The sequence below is a fragment of the Cupriavidus sp. GW821-FHT07C08 genome (assembly GCF_059419025.1).
The window spans coordinates 268,961-290,614 of sequence record NZ_JBWKQZ010000006.1; the positions used below are offsets into that span (position 1 = coordinate 268,961).

The 21,654-nt window shown below is 66.9% G+C and carries 19 protein-coding genes and 2 riboswitches; of the genes, 9 read left to right on the forward strand and 10 right to left on the reverse strand.

The features are described from left to right. Positions 1-203 precede the first annotated feature (203 nt). From AC07UK_RS10955 to AC07UK_RS10975, 5 genes are all read right to left on the reverse strand, one after another. Entirely contained in the window at positions 204-1,538 is a 1,335-nt protein-coding gene (locus tag AC07UK_RS10955; RefSeq protein WP_494685696.1) for an amidase, read from the reverse strand. Next, a complete protein-coding gene (locus tag AC07UK_RS10960) occupies positions 1,538-2,215 on the reverse strand; it encodes a DUF2848 domain-containing protein (RefSeq protein WP_436224076.1) in 678 nt (225 codons plus the stop codon). Before AC07UK_RS10960 ends, AC07UK_RS10955 begins: the two co-directional genes overlap by 1 nt. 87 nt (positions 2,216-2,302) lie before the next feature. Beyond that, the gene (locus AC07UK_RS10965; RefSeq protein ID WP_436224077.1) at positions 2,303-3,637 is read right to left on the reverse strand and encodes an MFS transporter; all 1,335 of its coding nucleotides are present in this window, start codon (positions 3,635-3,637) and stop codon (positions 2,303-2,305) included. Beyond that, the gene (locus AC07UK_RS10970) at positions 3,634-4,302 is read right to left on the reverse strand and encodes a hypothetical protein (protein ID WP_436224078.1); all 669 of its coding nucleotides are present in this window, start codon (positions 4,300-4,302) and stop codon (positions 3,634-3,636) included. The genes AC07UK_RS10965 and AC07UK_RS10970 overlap by 4 nt, the downstream gene beginning before the upstream one ends. A gap of 161 nt (positions 4,303-4,463) precedes the next feature. Beyond that, positions 4,464-5,375: a LysR family transcriptional regulator gene (locus AC07UK_RS10975; protein ID WP_436224079.1), complete on the reverse strand. Its 912-nt coding sequence runs from the start codon at positions 5,373-5,375 to the stop codon at positions 4,464-4,466. A gap of 127 nt (positions 5,376-5,502) precedes the next feature. Here AC07UK_RS10975 and AC07UK_RS10980 point away from each other — a divergent pair, with 127 nt between their 5' ends. The 5 genes from AC07UK_RS10980 (at position 5,503) to AC07UK_RS11000 (ending at position 10,963) form a co-directional block, all read left to right on the forward strand. Beyond that, a complete protein-coding gene (locus AC07UK_RS10980) occupies positions 5,503-5,667 on the forward strand; it encodes a hypothetical protein (RefSeq protein ID WP_436224080.1) in 165 nt (54 codons plus the stop codon). 75 nt (positions 5,668-5,742) lie between these two features. Further along, on the forward strand, positions 5,743-6,483 hold the full coding sequence (locus AC07UK_RS10985; RefSeq protein WP_494685685.1) for a DUF3348 domain-containing protein: 741 nt from the start codon (positions 5,743-5,745) through the stop codon (positions 6,481-6,483). A gap of 10 nt (positions 6,484-6,493) precedes the next feature. Next, the gene (locus AC07UK_RS10990) at positions 6,494-9,631 is read left to right on the forward strand and encodes a DUF802 domain-containing protein (RefSeq protein WP_494685686.1); all 3,138 of its coding nucleotides are present in this window, start codon (positions 6,494-6,496) and stop codon (positions 9,629-9,631) included. Next, a complete protein-coding gene (locus AC07UK_RS10995) occupies positions 9,628-10,275 on the forward strand; it encodes an OmpA family protein (RefSeq protein ID WP_114136067.1) in 648 nt (215 codons plus the stop codon). The genes AC07UK_RS10990 and AC07UK_RS10995 overlap by 4 nt, the downstream gene beginning before the upstream one ends. Beyond that, entirely contained in the window at positions 10,268-10,963 is a 696-nt protein-coding gene (locus AC07UK_RS11000) for a DUF2894 domain-containing protein (RefSeq protein WP_436224083.1), read from the forward strand. The genes AC07UK_RS10995 and AC07UK_RS11000 overlap by 8 nt, the downstream gene beginning before the upstream one ends. A gap of 165 nt (positions 10,964-11,128) precedes the next feature. Here AC07UK_RS11000 and AC07UK_RS11005 read toward each other — a convergent pair whose 3' ends face one another. Then, on the reverse strand, positions 11,129-11,983 hold the full coding sequence (locus AC07UK_RS11005) for an amidohydrolase family protein (protein ID WP_494685687.1): 855 nt from the start codon (positions 11,981-11,983) through the stop codon (positions 11,129-11,131). A gap of 125 nt (positions 11,984-12,108) precedes the next feature. Here AC07UK_RS11005 and AC07UK_RS11010 point away from each other — a divergent pair, with 125 nt between their 5' ends. From AC07UK_RS11010 to AC07UK_RS11020, 3 genes are read left to right on the forward strand one after another with little or no spacing between them, the layout of a single operon-like run. After that, complete coding sequence (locus AC07UK_RS11010; protein ID WP_436224085.1) at positions 12,109-12,858, forward strand: GntR family transcriptional regulator; 750 nt, start codon at positions 12,109-12,111, stop codon at positions 12,856-12,858. 26 nt (positions 12,859-12,884) lie between these two features. Beyond that, the gene (locus AC07UK_RS11015; RefSeq protein WP_494685688.1) at positions 12,885-13,865 is read left to right on the forward strand and encodes a tripartite tricarboxylate transporter substrate binding protein; all 981 of its coding nucleotides are present in this window, start codon (positions 12,885-12,887) and stop codon (positions 13,863-13,865) included. 60 nt (positions 13,866-13,925) lie between these two features. Further along, the gene (locus AC07UK_RS11020; RefSeq protein WP_494685689.1) at positions 13,926-14,915 is read left to right on the forward strand and encodes a Bug family tripartite tricarboxylate transporter substrate binding protein; all 990 of its coding nucleotides are present in this window, start codon (positions 13,926-13,928) and stop codon (positions 14,913-14,915) included. A 24-nt stretch (positions 14,916-14,939) separates the two neighbouring features. On the opposite strand, the gene AC07UK_RS11025 is transcribed toward AC07UK_RS11020, so the two are convergent. From AC07UK_RS11025 to AC07UK_RS11035, 3 genes are read right to left on the reverse strand one after another with little or no spacing between them, the layout of a single operon-like run. Continuing rightward, positions 14,940-15,443, reverse strand: coding sequence for a TlpA family protein disulfide reductase (locus AC07UK_RS11025; RefSeq protein ID WP_494685690.1), 504 nt, complete (start codon positions 15,441-15,443; stop codon positions 14,940-14,942). Beyond that, on the reverse strand, positions 15,440-16,663 hold the full coding sequence (locus AC07UK_RS11030) for a sialidase family protein (protein ID WP_494685691.1): 1,224 nt from the start codon (positions 16,661-16,663) through the stop codon (positions 15,440-15,442). Before AC07UK_RS11030 ends, AC07UK_RS11025 begins: the two co-directional genes overlap by 4 nt. A gap of 25 nt (positions 16,664-16,688) precedes the next feature. Next, positions 16,689-19,016, reverse strand: a complete 2,328-nt coding sequence (locus tag AC07UK_RS11035) for a TonB-dependent receptor (protein ID WP_494685692.1) — start codon at positions 19,014-19,016, stop codon at positions 16,689-16,691. 155 nt (positions 19,017-19,171) lie between these two features. After that, positions 19,172-19,270: riboswitch (glycine riboswitch) on the forward strand. Continuing rightward, positions 19,271-19,389: riboswitch (glycine riboswitch) on the forward strand. It abuts the riboswitch before it with no gap. An 8-nt stretch (positions 19,390-19,397) separates the two neighbouring features. Between AC07UK_RS11035 and AC07UK_RS11040 the strand changes: the two genes are divergently transcribed. Then, complete coding sequence (locus tag AC07UK_RS11040; protein ID WP_494685697.1) at positions 19,398-20,714, forward strand: D-amino acid dehydrogenase; 1,317 nt, start codon at positions 19,398-19,400, stop codon at positions 20,712-20,714. A 505-nt stretch (positions 20,715-21,219) separates the two neighbouring features. On the opposite strand, the gene AC07UK_RS11045 is transcribed toward AC07UK_RS11040, so the two are convergent. Continuing rightward, a partial coding sequence (locus AC07UK_RS11045; protein ID WP_494685693.1) for an ABC transporter permease subunit occupies positions 21,220-21,654 on the reverse strand: 435 nt, incomplete at its 5' end.

The following is a 21,654-nucleotide window of genomic DNA, read 5'->3' on the forward strand; positions in this document are numbered from 1 at the left end:
AAAGTCGATCCGGACACCTCTTTTGCCCCGGAGATGCCTGAGTGGGACCACAGCCGCAGGCAAAACCATCATTCTGTGCTGCCAGGCAGCACAGCTGAGTTCCTTTCACGCAGGGGGATACGGCCAGGAATCAGGCGCCTGCGCCGCCGCGTTCAGTGCGCCGCCCCGCTCCGTCCGCGGCAAACGTGCCAACCATACACACTTCAGCGTAGGCCTTTTTCAATCCCACCGGCAACTTGCAGGATTCGCTCGTCGGCACCGTTCAATCCACAGACGCTGAGCGCGACGCCCGGCACGGCGGCGGAAAGCGGAAGGGATACCGCACAGCCATCGAGAAAATTGATGACACTGGGATTGCGAAGCATGAGGCCGTTGGTCGAAAAGAAGGCTTCATCGCTGTCGAGCGCGTCGAGCCGCGGCGGCCGGACGGCCACCGTCGGCATCAGCCAGGCATCGGCATCACGCAAAAGCTCTGCCGCTCTTTGGCGCATGACTTCGCGTTCCTTGAGCAGGGTCAGATAGTCGGCGGCGCTCTGTTGCTGGCCGCGGCGGATCCGTGTCGCCACGCGCGGGTCGTAGGCAGCGCCGCGCTCGTCCAGCAGCGCACGATGCCAGTGCCACGATTCGGCCGCGGTCAGGCCGCCGCCGGCATTGATCTGTGGCAGGCGGTGAAGCTCGGGGAAATCGAATGGGATGACGTGCGCACCGAGCCTGGACAGGCTGGACAGGGCTGCGTCGAAGCCACGCGCGACTTCGCTGTCCAGACCCTCCGTGACGAAATCGCGCGTCACGTATAAGCGTAGGCCCGCGAGCGCAGTGGGCCGGCTGTCGAGCGCCTCACCACTGAGGACCGCATCGAAAGCCGCGCAGCAAGCCACTGAACGCGCCAGCGGGCCGGCCGAATCGAGCGAGGTCGACAACGGCACGGCGCCCTCAAGCGGCACGCGCCGTGCGCTGGGTTTTAAACCGGTCAGTCCGCAGAACGCGCTCGGAATGCGGATCGAGCCCCCCGTGTCGGTACCGAGCGCGGCCACGGCCATGCCGAGCGCCACGCTGACGGCGCCGCCTGAGGTCGAGCCGCCGGCGATGCAGGCTTCGTCGAACGGCGTGCGGGGCGTACCGTAGTGCGGATTCAGGCCGAGCCCAGAGAAAGCGAACTCACTCATGTTGGTGCGCCCGATCAGCACCGCGCCCGCCGCGCGCAGTCGGGCCACAGCGGGCGCATCAGCCGCCGCACCAGTGCCATCGAGCACCTTTGAGCCGGCCCGCGTCACCTGGCCGCGCACATCGAACAAGTCCTTGACCGAAACCGGCAGGCCGGCCAGTGGCGATGCCACATAGCCTGCAGCACGCGCCTGGTCTGCCGCTGCGGCCGCCGCCAGCGCGCCCTTGTCATCGACCTCAACAAAAGCCGCGCCGCCTGCCGTGCGATGACTGTCGATACGCTCCAGCGCCTGTTCGGTCAGCGCGACGCTCGTAGTACGCCCGGCATTCAGGCTGGCGGCCAGTTCGGCGATGGTGGGAAGATCGGTACGCATCAAGGGGCTACCTCCAGGCTTGCCACGCGGTACGCATGACGTATCGAACGCCGCAATACCGGATCGTGCAGCTCGACTTCAAATGCCTCTCCTCCCCCCAGTTTCCCGATCACGGCCTGGGTGCCGCAGAACATCGCGGTACCGGGCGGCAGCGCGCCCTCGGCATGCAGACGGCGGATCAGATCGCGAGGATCGAGCAGGCGTGTCACCAGTCCTTCCTGGTAAAGCTCACGCACGCCATGCCGAGTGCGCCAGCAGCGCATCTCGAGCCGGTCCCAGTGCGCCGCGACATCGTCAAAGCGCCAGACCTCCCTACCGACCGGCTTGGCGCACATCTGTTTGGAGACGGTGACATCATAGGCCTCGACCTTGCGGTCCGTATGGTCCGAGCCCACGCCGACATAGAGCGCGTCTGGGCCCGCCATCAGCACAAACTCGATCTCACCCGATGAATCCTCCCGCGGCACTTCCAGCAACGGCGCGGTGGTCAGCAGCGAGGCGGCAAGCGGGTAGAAGCACGGAACGGTCGAAGGCGGCCTGACGCCGATCTGTTCGAGTTCCCGGATGTGGTGGTTGACGGCGTCGGCATCGCGTCCGGTCCATCCGGCAATGACGAGCCGGTCGATATGCAGGGCCAGCGGTCCCTCGCCGGCGAGCTGGAATTGCAGAGTAGGCATGCGGTACTAGTAGTTGGGAAGGATGGGCTGCAAGCGGAATGCAGCCGGCAGGCTCGGCCCGTCCGACACCGGCGGGCCACGCCTGATCTAGTGCTCAAGCGGCTTGTGAGCCGTCTCGCGGGCAGCCAGCAGCGCAACCAGCGTCACGCCCAACGCCACGCAGACGTAGAGCGACACCGCGCCGGTTGTGCCATAGGCCCTGTACAGGCTCGTGATGATGAGCGGAGCGAAGCCGCCACCGAGGATGCCTGCCAGGGTGTAAGCCAGTGATGAGCCTGCATAGCGCACCCGCGTCGGAAATTGCTCGGTCACGAACGCTGCCTGCGGGCCGTACATGACGGCGTGGATCTGCAGCCCCAGCACAACGGCCACACAGATCTGCCACGGCTGGCTGCTGTCCATCAACACGAAGAATGCGAACGCCCAGACGATTCCCAGCAGCGCGCCGGTCAGGTAGACCGGCCGGCGGCCGAGCTTGTCAGACAAAGCACCGAACAGCGGCACCGTCAGCGCATTGCCGGCCGCACCCAGCATCGTCGCGGTCAGTGCCAGCGGACGCGACAGGTGCAGCACACTGGTGACATAGGTCAGCGTAAATACCACGACCAGGGCGTAGAGCACGTCCGAGCCGATCCGCACGCCGCCGGCCACCAGCAGACGCCGCCAGTGCGATACGAACACTTCCTTGAGCGGAGTCTTGGCCTGGGCATTGTGGGCAGCCATTTCCTTGAATGCCGGCGTCTCATCCACGCCACGCCGCAGCCACAAGCCGAAGACCACCAGCGCCACGCTCGAAACGAACGGGATGCGCCAGCCCCACGCCAGGAAGTCCTCCGGGCTCAGGAACAGCGAGACCAGGGCAATAAAGCCAGTGCCCAGCAGCGTGCCGGCCGACGGACCCACCTGCGTAAAGGACGCGTTGCGCCCGCGCTGGTTCTGCTTGCCGTGCTCCATCGCCAGCAGCACTGCGCCGGCCCACTCACCGCCGATGGCGGCGCCCTGTACAAAGCGCAGCGCCACCAGCAGCAGCGGGCTCCAGATGCCCCACGACGCATAGGTCGGCAGCATGCCCATCACCCCGGTGGCCACGCCCATCAGGATCAGCGTGGTCACCAGGACAAAGCGGCGGCCGAGCTTGTCGCCAAGATGGCCGAAGACCATGCCGCCGAGCGGCCTGGACACATAGCCGACGGCATACGTGGAGAACGCCAGGATCGTACCCGTGAGCGGATCGAACGACGGAAAGAAGATGACGTTGAAGACCAGCGCCGCCATCAGGTTGTAGACGGTAAAGTCATACCACTCCAGCGTGGTCCCGATTGAGCTGGCAGCAGCCAGGCGGCGCATCTTTGCGTTGGCGCTGGCATCGCGCGCGCCGGCTGCAGAGCTGACGTCGGTTGCAGAAGAAATTATTTCGCTCATGACGTCAGTTCCTTTGCGTAGAGTTTCCACTTGAGGATGTAGCGCGTCGCGCCGGTGGCATCGGCGTGCAGGCCCTGCGCCGCGATGTTCAGAGCAAGCTCGCTTGCCTGTTCGTCACTGCTCTCCACGACGAACAAGGGAAGCAGTTGGCGGCCTTCGAGGCTCTCATTGGGCAAAGGTTGACTGAGCTCGTCGTCTGGAACGAGGAGATAGGAGCGGACGAACCCTGCCCGCAGCGAGAGTTCATCTCCGACCTCGCCGGCCCGATCGATGAGGGACACGGCATCGTCGGCGCGCGGCAGTGGAAGGACCGCGAGCCAGCTGCCGCTACCTTGTCCCACCGAGGCATCGACCGAGCACACGCGGCGCATCGGCTTGCGCATGCGTCCAAGGTTGGTGACTGACCATGGGGTCTGGTGCCGGAAGGCCTGCTTATAGGCGGCCGAGGTGAACGCGGCCAGCGATTCGGTGCGATAGAGGCCAAGGTACTTCGGGCCACCGTGCACTGCCTGGTAGCGCGCGGCCGAGATAAAGCCTGGAACGCGCGCACGCTCCTCTACGTGTTCGCGGTCGTACCAGAGGTTGAAATCGGCTTCATCGGCCGCATCCACATCGGACGCGACGAACAACAAGCCATGTGGGGGAATGGCCGCAAGATTGCTCATCAAACTCTATCTCCTCTGACGGGGTGATCGCCGGGTGTGGCAGATGAGTCGATGATCGTTGCAGCAGCGAGTCAGGACAAACGGGAAATTGTTGGTCCTTCCGATCAGTTTTTCTTGTGGATACGGCCGGGAAGCCGCACCAGGGTGGCGCAACGGCCTCTCTAGGCCCCCGAATATGGTGCAGGCAGCGACTGGACGAACTGATCCGATTCGCGGCAGGCCAGTTCGGCAACGAAGCGGATGGCCTCGGAAACGCCATGGTCGTGATAACTGACCACGACACGCTGCGGTGGCAGCGGGACATCGCAGGCAAGCAGGCGCAATTCGCCGCGCTCGACCTGCTCGCGCACCGGTGCCAGCGGCATCAGGGCATTGCCGAACCCGCCCTTGACCAGCCTGACAATGGCGGCGATCGAGCTCACGCAATGCACCTTGCCTACCGGCAATCCGGCCTTGCGATACAGCTCCTTGAGCGCAACGTGGGGCTGCGAGCCCGGGCTCATCGTGATGGTCGGATGCTGGAGCAGCCCGACCAGCACGCCTTCACCCGGCTGCGGCTCGCCTGGCGGGCCGACCCAGCCCATCGCCATCGGCAGGCAGGGCATGCTGGCGATGCCTTCGCCGACGGCGGTGTCGGTCTGCAGCGCGATATCGATTGCGCCGGCGCGCAGGCTCTTGTGCAGCCCTTCGGTCGTCTCGGAGGTGATCTGCACCTCGATGCCGGGATATGTCGAACTCAGGTGGCGCAGGAAGTCGACCAGCCAGGTATGCACCACGGTCTCGATCGCGCCGATGCGCACCAGCCCGAGCAGTTGCTGGTCCGAGCGACCCAGCACCATGATCTCGCGCTGCAGCTCGAGCATCCGCTCCCCGTAGCTGAGCAACCGCAGGCCAACCGGCGTCAGGCGCAGATCGCGGGCTTCGCGTTCAAAGACGCGGGCACCGATCTCCTGCTCGAGCGAGGCGATGCGATTTGACATTGCAGCCTGCGTGATGTGCAGATGGTCGGCCGCAGCGCGGAAACTGCCAAGCCGCGCTACCCACATGAAGGCCTCGATGAAACGTGTATTCAAGGGCACCCCGGCGCAAGGCGGCCTGAAACCACACCCATGATGTCGTCCCCTCGTAGTATTCGTGTGTCAATTTGCCAAGGATTGTACTTGTACCGAACCTTGCGATGACCAAACAGGTTCTTGACACATGGAAGGGATGCTCGACCCGGGCGCGAATCCGGGCCTTGGCACGCTCAGGGGGTCGGCCGGACAGGCCGGTCACCGCTGGTATCGCATCGACCAAGTCTTCGAAGACAACCGAGTCAAGGCCGCAGTGACGGTCAAGGCGGCGGCCGGGCCGGGCCGTCGATGAGCGGCCGCTCCGCCCATTTACTGACGCCAGCCCCTCTGGGCCGTGTAAACTGCTGGATTTTTCCAATCCAGCGGAATGTTACAAGTGCCCCGGCGCACAGGTTTCAGCGGCCCGACGCTAGTCCGCCTGCTGGCTCGCCTGACCGACGCCGACGCCCCCTCTCCTGCAAGCTCGCTCTCAAGCCAGCTGAGCCAATGGCTTGGCTGGGCGGATGCGATCGCGCTGTCGTCGGCGCTGAAGGCCAATGCGCCGGCAGCGTCGCCTGCCGCACGTGCTGCCGACAGCACTGAGGCACGCGAATGCGCGCGCGTGCGCGCCGCGCTGGCCGATGCCATCGTGGAAGACACCACGCTTGCCGGCAAGCGGCGCGGGCCGGCCCGGCCGTCCGCGCTGCCCGACCCCGTGGATGCGCAGGTCGATTACGCGGTCTATCGCCAGCGCTACCTGACGCTGCAACAGACCATGGAGACCGCGATCGGCGACCTGCGCGGGCGCCTGCGCGGCGCGCTGTCCGGCCGCGCACCCGGCATGGCCAAGCTGGCCATGGTCGATGCCGTGATGGAGCGCGTGCTGGGCGCGCGCGAACAGAGCCTGCTGGGCGCCTTGCCGACGATGCTGGAGCCGCATTTCCAGCGCCTGCGCCAGGCCGAAGCCGCGGCGCTGGCCGAAGCCCAGGCCGCGGGACAGCCCGCAACGGCCAGGCCCGGTGCATGGCTGGGGGTATTCCGCAGGGATATGCAGAGCGTATTGCTCGCCGAACTCGACATCCGCTGGCAGCCCCTTGAAGGCTTGCTGGCGGCGCTGCAAGACAGCTAACCAGAACATCATGACCCGATACCTTACCCATATTGTCGCTTTCCTGGCGGGCCTGGCCATCGTGTGCTGGATCGCCGCCGGCTATGCAGGCACGAACTTCCTGGCGCTGGCCGTGACGCTGCTGATCGGCGGCTGCTACCTGGCGGGGGCGTATGAGCTGTACCGCTACCGGCAGGCTACGGCCACGCTGGCGCAGGCCGTAGCCTGCCTGTCCGAAGCGCCGGCCAGCCTTGGCAGCTGGCTGGAACGGCTGCATCCCAGCCTGCGCGACAGCGCCCGCCTGCGCGTGGAAGGCGAGCGCGTCGGCCTGCCCGGCCCCGCGCTGACACCCTACCTGGTCGGCCTGCTGGTGCTGCTGGGCATGCTGGGCACGTTCCTGGGCATGGTGGCGACCCTGCGCGGCACCGGCATCGCGCTGGAGACCGCCACCGACCTGCAGGCCATCCGCGCCTCGCTGGCCGCACCGGTCAAGGGCCTGGGCTTTGCCTTCGGCACCTCGGTCGCGGGCGTGGCCACGTCCGCGATGCTGGGGTTGTTGTCGGCATTGTGCCGGCGCGAGCGGATCCAGGCCGCGCAGGCGCTGGACAGCCGCATCGCCACCACGCTGCGCCCCTATTCGCGCGGCCACCAGCGTGATGAAGCGTTCCGGCTGCTGCAGCGCCAGGCCGACGTGATGCCGGCACTGGTCGAGCGCATGCAGGCCATGATGACCACGATGGCGGAACAGAACCAGGCCCTGACCGAGCGCCTGGCCGCCAGCCAGGATGCCTTCCACGGCAAGACCGAAGTGGTCTACACGCGCCTGGCGTCTTCGGTGGAGCAATCGCTGAAGGACAGCATTGCCGACAGCGCCCGCGCCGCGAGCGCAGCGATCCAGCCTGCGGTGGACGCGACCATGGCGGGCCTGGCACGCGAAACCACGGCCTTGCGCGACACCGTGACCCACGCCGTGCAACAGCATCTGGATGGGGTATCGAGCCGCTTCGAGACCGCCACCACTGACGTCGCGGCTACCTGGAACCAGGCGCTGGCCGGGCATCAACGCGCGAGCGAGGCACTGGCAGCGGACCTGCGCACGTCCCTCGACGGCTTTGCCCAGACCTTCGAACAACGTTCGGCCGGGCTGCTGGACGGTGTCGCCACCCGTCTCGACACGGCTGCCGCCAGTGCTGCCGACGCATGGCGCGAGGCGCTGTCGCGCCAGGAGCGTACCGGCGAGAAGCTCGCCAGCGACAACCAGCAGGCCCTGACGGCCGCCGCGGTCGCGTTCGGCGAACATGCGGCGACACTGGTGCGCACCGTGGGCGAGTCGCATGCCGGACTGCAGACGCAGCTGGCCGCGCACGACGCGCAGCGCCTGTCGGCCTGGGCCGATACGCTCGGCACCATGACGGCTGGCTTGCGCCAGGAGTTGGAGCAACTGAACGCCCACACGGTAAGCCGCCAGGACGAGATCAGCACTACGCTGGCGCAGAGCGTGCGCGACATCTCGGCCCAGACCCAGGCGCATGCCAGCCAGACCCTTGCGGAGATCGACCGCCTGGTGCAAGCCGCTTCGGACGCGCCGAAGGCGGCCGTCGCGCTGCAGGCAGAACTGGCTTCGCGCGATGCCCAGCGCTTCGCCGCCTGGACCGATACGCTCGGCACCATGACGGCCGCGTTGCGCCAGGAGTGGGAGCAACTGAACGCGCATACGGTAAGCCGCCAGGACGAGATCAGCACGACGCTGGCGCAGAGCGTGCGCGAGATCTCGGCCCAGACCCAGGCGCATGCCAGCCGCACCCTCGCTGAGATCGACCGCCTGGTGCAGGCCGCGTCGGACGCGCCGAAGGCGGCCGTCGCGCTGCAGGCGGAACTGGCTTCGCGCGATGCACAGCGCTTCGCCGCCTGGACCGATACGCTCGGCACCATGACCGCCGCGTTGCGCCAGGAGTGGGAACAGCTGAACGCGCACACGGTAAGCCGCCAGGACGAGATCAGCACGACGCTGGCGCAGAGCGTGCGCGACATCTCGGCCCAGACCCAGGCGCATGCCAGCCGCACCCTCGCTGAGATCGACCGTCTGGTGCAGGCCGCAACGGACGCCCCGAAGGCGGCCGTTGCGCTGCAGGCCGAGCTGGCCGCGCGCGACGAACAGCGCTTTGCCAGCTGGACCGATACGCTTGGCACCATCGCCGCCACGCTGCGCCAGCAGTGGGAACAGGCCAGCACGCACGCCGCCACCCGCCAGCAGGAGATCTGCGAGGCGCTGGCGCAGACCGCGCGCGCGATCTCGACCGAAACGCAGGCGCATGCCAGCACCACCCTCGCCGAAATCGACCGCCTGGTGCAAGCCGCGGCCGAGGCACCCAAGGCCGCCACCACATTGCAGGCGGAACTGGCATCGCAGGACGCGCAACGCATGGCTGCCTGGACCGACACGCTCGGCACCATGGCCGCATCGCTGCGCCAGGAATGGGAACAGGCCAGCGCGCACACCGTCAGCCGCCAGCAGGAAATCTGCGAGACGCTGGCCGTCACCGCGCGCGACATGGCAGCCCAGGCGCAGGCCCAGGCCACCGGCACCATCGCCGAAGTCGCCCACCTGATGCAGGCCGCATCCGAAGCGCCCAAGGCCGCCGCGGAGGTCATAGCGGAACTGCGCGAGAAGCTCACCGACGGCATGGCGCGCGACAACGCCATGCTGGAAGAACGCAGCCGCATGCTGGAAACGCTGGGCACGCTGCTGGATGCCGTGAATCATGCCTCCACTGAGCAGCGCAGCGCGGTCGACACCCTGGTCGCCACCACGGCGGACCTGCTGGACCGCGTCGGCACGCGCTTTACCGACAAGGTCGAATCCGAAACCGGCAAGCTCACCGACATCGCCGCGCAGGTCACCGGCAGCGCGGTCGAAGTCGCGAGCCTGGGCGAGGCCTTTGGCGTGGCGGTGCAGTTGTTCAGCGAATCCAACGGCAAGCTGATCGACCACCTGCAGCGCATCGAGGCCGCGCTGGACAAGTCGATGACGCGCAGCGACGAGCAACTGGCCTACTACGTGGCGCAGGCGCGCGAAGTCGTCGACCTGAGCATGCTGTCGCAAAAGCAGATCCTTGAGGACCTGCAGCAGCGCGCCGGCCAGCAAGCGCCCAGCGCAGAGGCGGCATGAGAGAGGACCTTGACGCCGGCGTTGAGCCGACCGTACCGGCGTGGGCCGTCTTCGGCGACCTGATGTCGGTGCTGCTGGGCGCGTTCGTGCTGGTCCTGCTGGGGGTCATCGGCGTGCAGATGGAACTGTCGGCCAGGCTGGAAGCCGAGGTGAAGCAGCGGCAGGAGGAAGCACAGCGCCGCGAGACGCTGGAAAAGGCGCTGGCGGGGCCGCTGGCGGCCGGCCGCGTGACGCTGGTGAACGGGCGCATCGGCATCAGCGGCAACGTGCTGTTTGCGCTCAACTCAGACCAGCTGCAACCTGAAGGCCGCGACCTGCTGAAGAGCCTGGCGCAGCCATTGTCGGCCTACCTGCGCAGCCGCGACGAGATCCTGATGGTGAGCGGCTTTACCGACGACCAGCAGGTGCGCGAAGGCAACCGCCGCTTTGCCGACAACTGGGAGCTGTCGGCGCAGCGCGCGCTGACCGTGACCCGCACCCTGATCGATGCCGGCATCCCGCCCACCTCGGTGTTCTCGGCCGCCTTCGGTTCGCAGCAGCCTGTGACACCGAATGCCGATGCCGAGGGCCGCGCGAAGAACCGGCGCGTGGAAATCTCGCCGGTGCCGCGCGTGACCGCGGGCACGGTGAAGCCGCATGGCTAACCTCGACGTGGCAGCCGATATCCGCGCGCAACTGGACGCCTGGCAGGCCAGCGGCGCCGACCAGGCCGATCCCGTGCGCTTCCGCCTGATGGAAGCGCTGGCCCGCCGCTGCGCCGGACACAGTGGCGCGGTGCGGGGCTTGCTGGATGAGCGCCTGCGAGGTCTGGCCGCCGCGTATGCAGCCATCGTGCAGCGGTACACAGGCAACGATAGTGATATTGGCGATGGTGGCGCGCCGTCCACGCCAACATCCGGCCCGACAGCCAGCGCGCTTGGCGCACTCGTGCACGACATCACCGCACGCGCCAGGCCCGCCATCGCGGTCGCCTCGAACGATGCCCGATCGCCCACGCCGGTGCCGGCACACGCACCCCAGTCCGACGCGCCGCTGGTCGATGCCCTGGCCGACTACTTCCGCGAGACCTGGGCCAGGGTCAGCGTCGAGCAGCACTTCCGCCTGTCGCTGGAACGCGTGCCGGAGAATGCCGGGCCGCTCAATACCGACCATCTCGTGCATCGTTCACTGTCCCTGATGCGCGAGACATCGCCGGAATACCTGCGGCATTTCCTGTCCTATGTCGAGGGCATGTCCTGGCTGGAGCAGCTGGGCGCAGCGGCAGCGGCCGAGAAAGAAGCGGCGCGCGCCGCCGCGGCCAAAAAGAGCGTGCGCGGCAAGGGTCGCAAATAGCAGTCCTGCCCGCGCCTCAGCGCAGCCGCAGCACCACCTTGCCGAAAGCTCCACGTTCCAGGTGGTCGAGCGCCGCGGGCAAGGCCCCTGTGACGATCGACCTGCTGGTGGCGGCGATTCCAGGAGTGCTAGCGCCGGATTGACGCCGGCGGCGCAAGTCGGCCGCTACCTCTTCACCGCAAACCCGTACAACGCTGCGGCGTTCCGCCACCGGAGCGCAGCGGACAAGGCCGCACCGGCCTCCTCGCCGTCACCGGGCACCCCTTGCCCCTGCCATGCGGCAAGCATCCGGCACTCGTCGACCCGAGCCGGCGTCTCGTGATTGGTCCATGGCCAGTCGCTGCCCCACAGCAAGCGGTCATCCCCCACGACTTCGCGCCATCGCTGCGCAAGCCCGTGCCAGTCCTGAGGGGATGCAAGCCGGTACGGCGCGCTGATTTTCACCCAGACCTGGCGGCGCGCGCGCACGGCAGTGGCCACGTCGAAGATCGCATCCGCGGTTCCTGCGGGGCCGGGCCGGCCAAAGTGATCAAGCACGACCGGCGCGCCGGCATCGCCAAGGGCCGCGTCAAGCTGCGCCAGCACCATGGCACCGTCACCGTTGCTGGTATGGAGTTCGACATGCCAGCCCAGCCCCGCGATCCGGGAGAACAGCCCGCGCCACGGCGCGGTGGCAATGCGCTGCCAGTCCGGATCGCCATACAGGTTCAGGCGGATGCCCCGCACGCCGGCGCCGTGCAATGTGACCAGTTCCTGGTCCGTCACTTCCGGGTCGACCACCGCAACGCCGCGCAAGCGCCCGGGCATGGCCTGCAGCGCGGCCATCAGCGCCGCATTGTCGGTGCCGAGAAAACTGGTCTGCACCACCACCCCATACAGGTCCCCCAACCCCGCAAGCCGGGCGTGCCAGTCCTTCAGGTCGGCGGCATAGGGCGGCCGGTAGCGGGCCGATGGCGCGGCCACCCCGGCATCGAAGACGTGGAAGTGGGTATCCACCAGCGGCAAAGCGCGCTTGCTCATCAGTCAGCCCCTCCGTGGCGCGGCTCAGTGGCGCGGGTATATCCGGATATGGCATCCGAACCCGCGTCAGTATTCTAGTCCTCTAGAGGACATCGACATTGACATCAATTTAGCACGGGTTCGGCATGCCAGACAATGCGCTGCTCCAGACTACAACCACCGCCGCGGGCCTGAGCCGCTACGGCCAGATTGCGGCGGAACTGCAGGCAAAGATCGTTTCCGGCGCGTGGACGCCCGGCAGCGCCATCCCTGCGGAAGGCGCGCTGGCCAAGGAGTTCGGCATTGCGCTGGGCACCATCCGGCAGGCCATCGCCGTGCTGGTCCAGCAGGGCCTGCTGGAGCGCGTGCAAGGCAAGGGCACCTTCGTGCGCAAGGGACTGAGCGGGGCCAGCCTGATGCGGTTTTTCCGCTTCGGCGGCGCAGATGGCGCGCCGGCGGTGCCGCGCTCGGAAATCCTGTCGTGCCGCGCCGTGCGCCTGGACAAGGCCATGGCAACCCGCTTCGGGCTGCCGACGGGCGCGCGCGGGCTGGCAATTTCACGCCGCCGCTGGCTGGAGGACACGCCCCGGCTGCTGGAATCGATCTGGCTGCCGCTGCCGCGCTGCGAAGCCCTGCAGCAACTCCCGCCGGCGCAATGGGGCGACCTGCTCTACCCGCTGCTGGGCAGCGCCTGCGGCATCACGGTCCATCGCGCCGTTGACGAAGTGACCTTCCGCACGCTGGCGGCAGACGAGGCCGCCTTGCTGGACTTGCCGGATGCGCACCCGTGCGCAGTCGTGACCCGGCATGCCTTCGACCTGGGCGGCAACTGCATCGAATACCGGCTGACGCGGGGCGACGCCTTTGCCTTTCGCTATACCGCGGACGTCCGCTGACGGACCGCACCCGAGGAGACAGACCCATGCACGCACGCCATGCGATCGCCGCCACGATCGCTGCCATGATCACCACCACCACGCAGGTGCAGGCCGCCGACACCGCCGCGGCCTGGCCGTCACGGCCCATCACGATCGTGGTGACGTATCCGCCGGGCGGCGGCGCGGACCTGATGGCACGGCTGATCGCCCCGGGTCTCGGGCGCGAGCTGGGCCAGACCGTCATCGTCGAGAATCGGCCGGGTGCCGGCGGCCAGATCGGTGCCGCCTATGTCGCCAAGGCCGCGCCGGACGGCTACACGATGATGGTCGATGCCTCCTCTTATGCGGTGAATCCCAGCCTCTATCCGCGCCTGCCCTACGATCCGGACAAGGCCTTCCGGCCGGTCGGCGTGCTGGCGCGCTATCCCAATGTGCTGGTGGCCACGGCGAGCTTTCCCGCCAGCAAGGTCAGCGACGTCCTGGCCATGGCCAGGCAAAAGCCAGGCTCGGTCGCCTTTGCGTCCTCGGGCAATGGCTCGGCGCAGCATCTGGCCGGCGTGCTGTTCGAGCAGCGCGCGGGGGTCGACCTACTGCACGTGCCCTACAAGGGCGGCGGCCCCGCCATGACCGATGTCATCGCCGGCCAGGTGCCGCTGTTCTTTGCCAACGTGGCGTCGAGCCTGCAGCACATCAAGGCCGGCAAGCTGAAGCCGCTGGCAGTGACCAGCCATGCCCGCAGCCAGGCATTGCCGTCCGTGCCCACCATGCAGGAAGCCGGCGTGGCGAGCTACGAGGTCTATGAATGGAACGCGGCCTTCCTGCCCGCCGCAACGCCGGACCCGATCGCAGCGAAGCTCGCTGACGCCCTGCAGAAAGTCATGACCAGCCCCGAGATCCGGCAACGCGTGGCCGAGCTGGGCGGCGAGGTCGTGGCGGCGCCGCCAGCACAGGCACGGCAATTCATCGACGGGCAGGCCCGGCTATGGGCCAAGGTCATCCGGGACGGCAACATCAAGCCCGAATAGCGCCGCCAACACCACCATTGCCCTACCACGGCCCAGTTAAAGAACGTCCAGGAGACACACATGACCAGCTTCAATCCTCTTCGCCGCCATCTGCTCAAGACCACCGCCGCACTGGGCGCGTGCGCGCTGGCGCCAACGCTGGCGCGTGCCCAGGCCTGGCCGGCCAAGCCGATCCGACTGGTGGTGCCGTTCGCGCCGGGCGGCAGCTCGGAGATCGTGGCGCGCTCCACCGCGGCGGAGCTGACCAAGCTGCTCGGCGTGTCAGTGTTCGTCGAGAACAAGCCCGGCGCGGCCGGCAATATCGCGATGGGCGAAGTCGCGCGCGCCGATGACAACCACACGCTGATCCTCGGCCATATCGGCACGCTGGCGGTCAATCCGTTTATCTTCCCGAAGCTGCCCTACGACCCCATCAAGGACTTCCGCGCGATCTCGCTGCTGTCCAAGGTGCCGAGCCTGTATGTGGTCCACCCCGACGTGCCCGCGAAGAACCTGAAGGAGTTCGTGGCGCTGGCCAAGAGCAAACCAGGCAAGCTGAATTACGGTTCGGCCGGCAACGGCAGCGCCGGCCACCTGGCCTTTGAATACCTGAAGGCCGCGACCGGCACCTTCATCACCCATGTGCCGTATCGCGGCAGCGGCCCGCAGATCACTGACCTGTTGTCCGGACGGCTGGACGCGGCCTCCGTCGGCGCGCCCGCGATCATCCAGTTCATCAAGGCCGGCAAGTTGCGCTGCATCGCCACCGGCACGACCCAGCGCATTCCCCAGCTGCCTGACGTGCCAACGGTTGCCGAACAAGGCTATCCCGGCTTCGAAATGACGCAGTGGTATGGCCTGCTGGCACCGGCATCTCTGCCCCAGGCGGCCGCCGACAAGCTGGCGGACGCCACCGTGAAAGCAGTGAAGAGCAAGTCGTCGGTCGAGCGCCTGAGCGCGGATGCGGCGATTGTCGTGGGCGACACACCGGCGGAGTTCGCGCGCTTTATCGCGCAGGAACAGCAGCGCTGGAAGCCGATCATTGCGCGCGCGGGGATCAAGCCGGATTGAACGGACAGCCGCTCCGGCGCAGCCTCAGCCGGCGATACCAGCCCAGCGCAGGTGCTTGTCCCAGTCCGCGTCGCTGATCACGCCGGACACGCCCTGCCGCCGGCCATCGGCGCGATAGAAGTAGGTGCGCGGCATCTCGCCCATCCAGTCCGGATCGACCGCATAGCGCAGCCGCTCCTGCGGCTCGTGCCCGAATACCCAGGCGTTGCGCGTGAGCCTGACGCGCTGGAGCAGTTGCTGCACCTGCGGCAGCGCGTCGGGGTTGTCCGTCGCCAGCGTGACGACGCGCAGGTCCCGGTGCTGCGCGCGCAGCTTGCCGATGGCGTCGAAGTTGCGCTTGCAATAGACGCAGTCGAGCGACCACACCACCAGCACAAAGGGCTTGCCCTGCTGGCTGGCTGCCAGCTGGGTGGCGCTGGCCGATGCGAACACGGCAACGCGGTCGGCCGGCGCACTGCCGGCATTGGCGGCAGTCATCGCCAGGGTCAGGACGGCAGCGGCGAGCAGCTTGCGGCGGGATGGCATCATGCGCCCTCCTTGCCCAGCGGGAACACCTGGAAGCCCTCGGCCTCGGAACGCCACAGCACGTAGGCGCGGCCGGCATGCTGCAGCAGGTGCGGCTGGTCCGAGTCGCGCTCCGTGCCGGCCAGCTTGCGCGTCTCCCAGGTCTTGCCGCCATCGTGCGACAACATCGCCGACAGGCGTGTCTGCTGGCCGTCGAACGATTTCCAGGTCACCGCGATCTCGTTGTCGTTCAGCGCGACGATGTCGGCATGCTGCGCGCGCGGGTCATCCAGCGGGCGCTGTGCCTGCAGCTTGCCGTCCTTCCAGCGCCCCACCGAGACCGTGGGCTTGCCTTCGCGCACATTGAACCAGACCATATGCACCGTGCCATCGGGCGCCACCGAAGCGCCGGGGCCGTGGTGCGGGCAGGCGTCGATGCGCCAGTCGTCGAAGGTGGCGCGCTGCATCGGCGTGGCCTTGCCGTCGGTGCCCAGCAGCGCCAGCGCGTGGTCGCGCGCATTGGGCGGGAATACATGGCGCCACAGCGCCAGCATCTTGCCGTCGGGCGTGGGCGACAGCGCGATGCGGCAGCATTCGCACGACTGGTCGGCGATCTTGTAGTCGCCCTGGAAGGTCTTGCCCTGGTCGGCCGAAACCGCGTAGTAGACCGCGGCGCCGGCGTACGGCTGCTTGCGCGCCTCGGCGGCGACCACGTCGCGCTTGTCGATCCAGCTGACAAAGACGCGCCCGGCGTTGTCCACCGCGATGGCGTCGAAGCGGTGGGCAATCTGGTCGCGGTTGGCATGCACCGTCAGCGGTTCGGCAAAGGACTTGCCGCCATCGGTGGAACGCGCAAAGCGGATAAAGCCGGTCCACGGCTTGGGCAGCGGCTGGGTCCAGGTGACGTAGATCTCGCCGTCGCGCCCCGCGGCCACATTGGGCCGGCTTTCGTGATCGGCGGCGACCTGCTCTGGCACGCTGTTGACATGCTGCGCCGGCCCGAAGCTGCGGCCGTAGTCGGTCGATGCACGTACCGCGACGTAAGGGCCGTCCTTGTAGGCGACCCACAGCTTGCCCTTGCGATCGAAGGCCGCGCCGGTGCCCAGCTCGCTCATCTTCGCGGTCTTGGCCTGGCTGCCGTGGCCGGCGTGATCGCCGTGCGTTTGGGCGGTCGCGGCCAGCGCGGCACCGGCCATCATCAGCCCGGCAACGATCAAGCGGAAACCGGGGCGAACGCCTTGCATGGTTGTGGTCAGCCTGTTCACGTGCTCAGAAGGAAAGTTTCGCCTCGGCGTAGAACGTCCGGCCCGGATATGGGTGGTAGACGTAGTAGCGCTGGTCGGTAAGGTTATCGATGCCAAGCCCGAGGCGCACGTTCTTCGCGGGCCGGTACGTCAGCTTGACATCAAAGGTCAGGAAGCTGCTGGTGCCGCCGAAGGTGTCGGGATTGACGTCGGAATTGTCGAGCGTATTGTACTGCCGCCCCGAATAGGTCATGGCCAGCGTGCCGGCCCAGGCCGGCGTGATGCGATAGGTGCCCATCAGGTTGGCCCGCCACTTGGGGATGCGGTAGAAGTACTTGCCCACCGAGGCCGGGTTGTTGGCGTTCTCAAGCGTCTTCGAATGGTTGTAGGCCCCGCTGGCCGACAGGTCGAAGCCGCTGAAGAAGACATCGCGCGCGTCATAGGCCAGCTCGATGCCGCGGGTGCGCACGCGGTCGACGTTCTGGAAACTGGTGACAGTCGGGAATACCGTGGTGTTGGTCTGGCTGACCAGGGCATCGCGGATATCGTCCTCATACACCGAGACCCGGAAGTACGACGAATCCAACGTGCGCTCGAAGGTCAGGTCCTTCGAGAACGATCGCTCGGGCCGCAGGTTGGGATCGTTATTGATCAGCGCGGTCCCGGTGATGCGGCCCTGGAACAGCTCGCTGACAGTCGGGTAGCGATAGGCCTGGCCCAGCGACAACCGGCCCAGCCAGTCCTGCCCGAAGGCCTTCTCCAGCGCCAGCTTGGGCGACCAGTTGGATTCGCCGCGCACCGGGTAGCCGATATCCACGCCGGGCTGGCTGCGGCTGCCGTCATAGGCGCGCCAGTGTTCATAGCGCACGCCGGGGATCAGCTTCCAGTCCTCGGCAAAGTACCAGGCGTCCTGCGCATACAGCGCCTGGGTCTCGGTCTTGCCGGCAAAGGCGTTGTTGAAGGCGGTAATGGTGGCCGCCTGCCAGTCCGAGGTGTTGTAGGTGGTGTTGGTCAGCCGGTAGTTGTCGTAGTGGTAGCCGAACGTGACCCAGTGCCCGCCCTGCAGCTGCTGCGGGCGGTAGTCGGCCTTCAGGTCGAGCGTGCGCCAGCCGGTGCCGTCGCCATAGGTCACGGTGCCGGGCCCGTTGCCGGCGGTGTTGGCGCTGCGGCTGATGTCCTTGCTGACATCGAACAGCGACGCCACGCCCGAGAAATTCCAGCCGGTCTCGTTGCGCGTGCGCAGCGACAGGCCATAGAGCCAGCGCGCGTCCTCGCCATTGCTCGGGGCGAAGGCGTTGGCGGGAATCACATACTGGTAGCCGCCGATATTGACGGGACCGTTCGACACCACGTTGCCACTGGCATCGCGCAGGTAGCTGCCGGTGGCGCTGGAGCGGTCCTGCTGCCAGTAGGCGGCAGTGAACTGCGCCTGCAGGGTATTGGTGATGTCGTAGCCAAGCTTGAGCTTGAGCTGGTCCTGCACCGTGTGGGTGACGCCCTCGCTGTTCACGCCCATCACCACGCGGTCGCGTCCGGTCTGGTCCTGGTCGAAGTGGGCGCCGGTGACCGGCTTGTCGGCGGAAGTGGCACGGGCTGTGGAGCGCGCCGCGGTATAGAAGCTCAGCGGCTGGCTCTTGCTGTCCTGCCGGTCCACGCTGACCAGCCACGAGAACGGGCCGACGCGGTCACCCACATAGGCGTTGGCGTGGACCCCGTTGAAGTTGTCGTGCGTGCCATACAGGCTGAAGCGCTGCGTGAACAGCTGCACGCTGGCATCGCCCTCGAACTTCTCCGGCGTGCGCGTGGTGATCAGCACCGTCGCACCCAGCGAGTTGCCGGGATAGAGCGCCGAATACGGGCCGTACAGCACGTCCATGCGCTCGATCTCGGCGCTGTTGACCAGCGACCAGCGCGGCGGGAAGCTGAAGTCCGATCCCAGCAGGTTGGACAGCAGCAGGCCGTCCGCATAGACCAGCCCCCGCGCCGACTGGCGCGAACTGGTGCTGCGCACCGAGATGATCGAGTTCATATCGCCGATAAAGCGCTTGCGTACGGCGAGGTTGGGCGCGTATTTGAGGGCGTCTTCCGTGTTCACCACATTGAAGTCGGCCATGCGGCGGCTGCTGATGCCGTAGGCCGGCGAGGGCGTGTTGGGCGGTATGGCCGGCGTCTCGCCGCGCTCCGACTTGGCCGAGACCACCACCTCCTGCAGCGGCTCGGGCGCGTCCACCACCTGGGCGGCGGCGACGGTGGGGCCCATCAGTACCGCCGAAACGGCCAGTGCAATGCGATTTTTCTTCACTGGAAAACCTTGTTGTCGTCTTTTTTGGCTCACCCCACATGAGCGCAGCATACGGCGCTTCTCCCCGAGAGCGAGCGCTGACATTTTATGGGGCACGGGGATGCAGGCCGATGCGACATAGCGACGCGGGCGGCAGCCCCCTAAGTGTTAACCCGCATATCCAACGTCGAGCCTTGTCACTACATTGCCCTGATTGGCGTCAAGCCAATGTGATGCAGGGAGAGACTGTCGCGGCGCCCGCCGCGGCCAGCGCCGAAGGAGCAACCGCCCCGGAAACTCTCAGGCAAAAGGACCGGCATCCCCAGTCAGTGCACTCTGAAGAATGCCGGAAGCTATCGTCAGCCGGCATACCGAAGGAGCAAGCGCGCCCCGCCCTCGCGGCCGGGTGTCGTGAATCTCTCAGGTCCAGAACAGAGGGGGCGTCCGCCACGCATATTGCGTCCGGACTCCTACCATCGACGTTCCTGGAACCTGCAGATCATGAAATCAATCGCTGTCATCGGCGGTGGCATCACGGGTGTCACCACGGCCTACGCGCTGGCCCGGCGCGGATTCTCCGTCACGCTGTTCGAACGGCACCGCTATGCCGCCATGGAGACTTCGTTCGCCAACGGCGGCCAGTTGTCGGCCTCCAACGCCGAGGTCTGGACCCACTGGTCGACCATCGTCAAGGGCATGAAGTGGATGCTGCGCAACGACGCCCCGCTGCTGCTCAATCCCCGGCCCAGCTGGCACAAGCTGTCCTGGTTCGCCGAGTTCATCGCCGCGATCCCCCACTACCGCCGCAACACCATCGAGACCGTGCGCCTGGCCATTGCGGCGCGCGAGCACCTGTTCGCCTGGGCGGCGCAGGAAGGCATCGATTTCGACCTGAAGAAGGAAGGCATCCTCCATATCTACCGCGACAAGGCCGGCTTCGACCATGCCGGCCGGGTCTCGGCGCTGCTGGCGCAGGGCGGGCTGGAGCGGCGCGCCGTGACGCCCGAGGAGATGCGCGCGATCGAGCCGACGCTGGCCGGGTCGTACTACGGCGGCTACTTCACCGAGAGCGATTCCACCGGCGACATCCACAAGTTCACCAGCGGCCTGGCGGCAGCCATCGATCGGCTGGGCGTGCGCTGCCTGTACGGCCAGGACGTGCGGGCGGTGAAGACCGACGGCAGGCGCGCCACCGTGACCGTGCAGGACGGCGCCGACACGGCCACTTCCACCTTCGACGGCGCCGTGATCTGCGCCGGCACCGCCAGCCGCGCGCTGGCCGCGGGGCTGGGCGACCGCGTCAACATCTATCCGGTCAAGGGCTATTCGATCACGGTCAACCTGACCGACGAGGCCAGCCGCGCCGCCGCACCGGTGGTCAGCCTGCTCGACGACGAAACCAAGCTGGTCACCAGCCGCCTGGGCGACGACCGCTTCCGCGTGGCCGGCACCGCCGAGTTCAACGGCTACAACCGCGATATCCGCGCCGACCGCATCCGCCCGCTGGTGGAATGGGTGCAGCAGTGCTTCCCCGGCGTCAGCACGCGCAGCGTGGTGCCTTGGGCCGGGCTGCGGCCGATGATGCCGGACATGCTGCCGCGCGTGGGGCGCGGGCGGGCGGCATGCATCTTCTATAACACCGGGCACGGGCACCTTGGGTGGACCTTGTCGGCGGTGACGGCGGATATGGTGGCGGGGGTCGTTGCCCAGCATCTCGGCGCAAAGGTGTCGGTCGCGCCGGGTGCGTCGCTGGCATTGGCCAAGGCCTGAGCCTGGGTGCGGGGGTGTCTTCTCCCCTCTCCCATTTGCGGGATAGGGGCCACCGTGCTCGAACAGCGCCGCGCCATGATGGAAGCATGGGGCGGCGCATGTATACGCTTGGAAAATAGTGGATGTGATGCCCTATCTTCGCCCGGATGAATATCCAAGCCATCCACCAATTAATGAGGCTGCGACCATAGACACGAACCAGCCAACAAAGAACAGATTGGCTGCATGCTGATTCGTGTCGAACAAACTTCCTGTCCCGCGCAAAAATACAACGCCGAAGAGATATAACCCGCCCCAAGCAGCAAGCGTAGCCAGGACGGCGCCAGTCATAGCGCCGATGACTGCTCTCAGTATCCTCATTTTACGGGGAAGCAAATAATTGCTTTCGAGTTGCGAAAGATCTCCTTGATTTTCATGTCTTGCACCATGGATCCCCGGTTGGAAATGGCTTTTTCTCCGAGTACCATTGAGCCGAAATTGGCGGTGGGGATCAATCAGACATGGCCTAAATTTTTGGATGATTCTTCAAAAGATTCGCATGCCAACCGGGGCGTCGCCCCAGACTGCCCACAATCCCCTTGCGGAAGGTCAGCACACACACGATGAAGATGATGCCCGTCACCATCGACACCGATTCACCGAGCCCGTTGAACCAGTCGATGCCCGTCACCGCCGCAAGGTAGCTGCCCAGTTCGCCAAGCTTGTTCTCCAGCGCGATCACAACAAACGCGCCGATGATCGGCCCGGTGAGCGTGCCGAGCCCTCCCAGCAGCGTCATCAGGATAACCATGCCGGACATCGACCAGTGCACGTCGCTGAGCGTCTCAAAGCCCAGCACCAGTGCCTTGACCGAGCCGGCCAGTCCCGACAGCGCCGCCGACAGCACGAAGGCGGTCAGCTTGAAGCGGTCGACGTCATAGCCCAGCGAGATCGCGCGCGG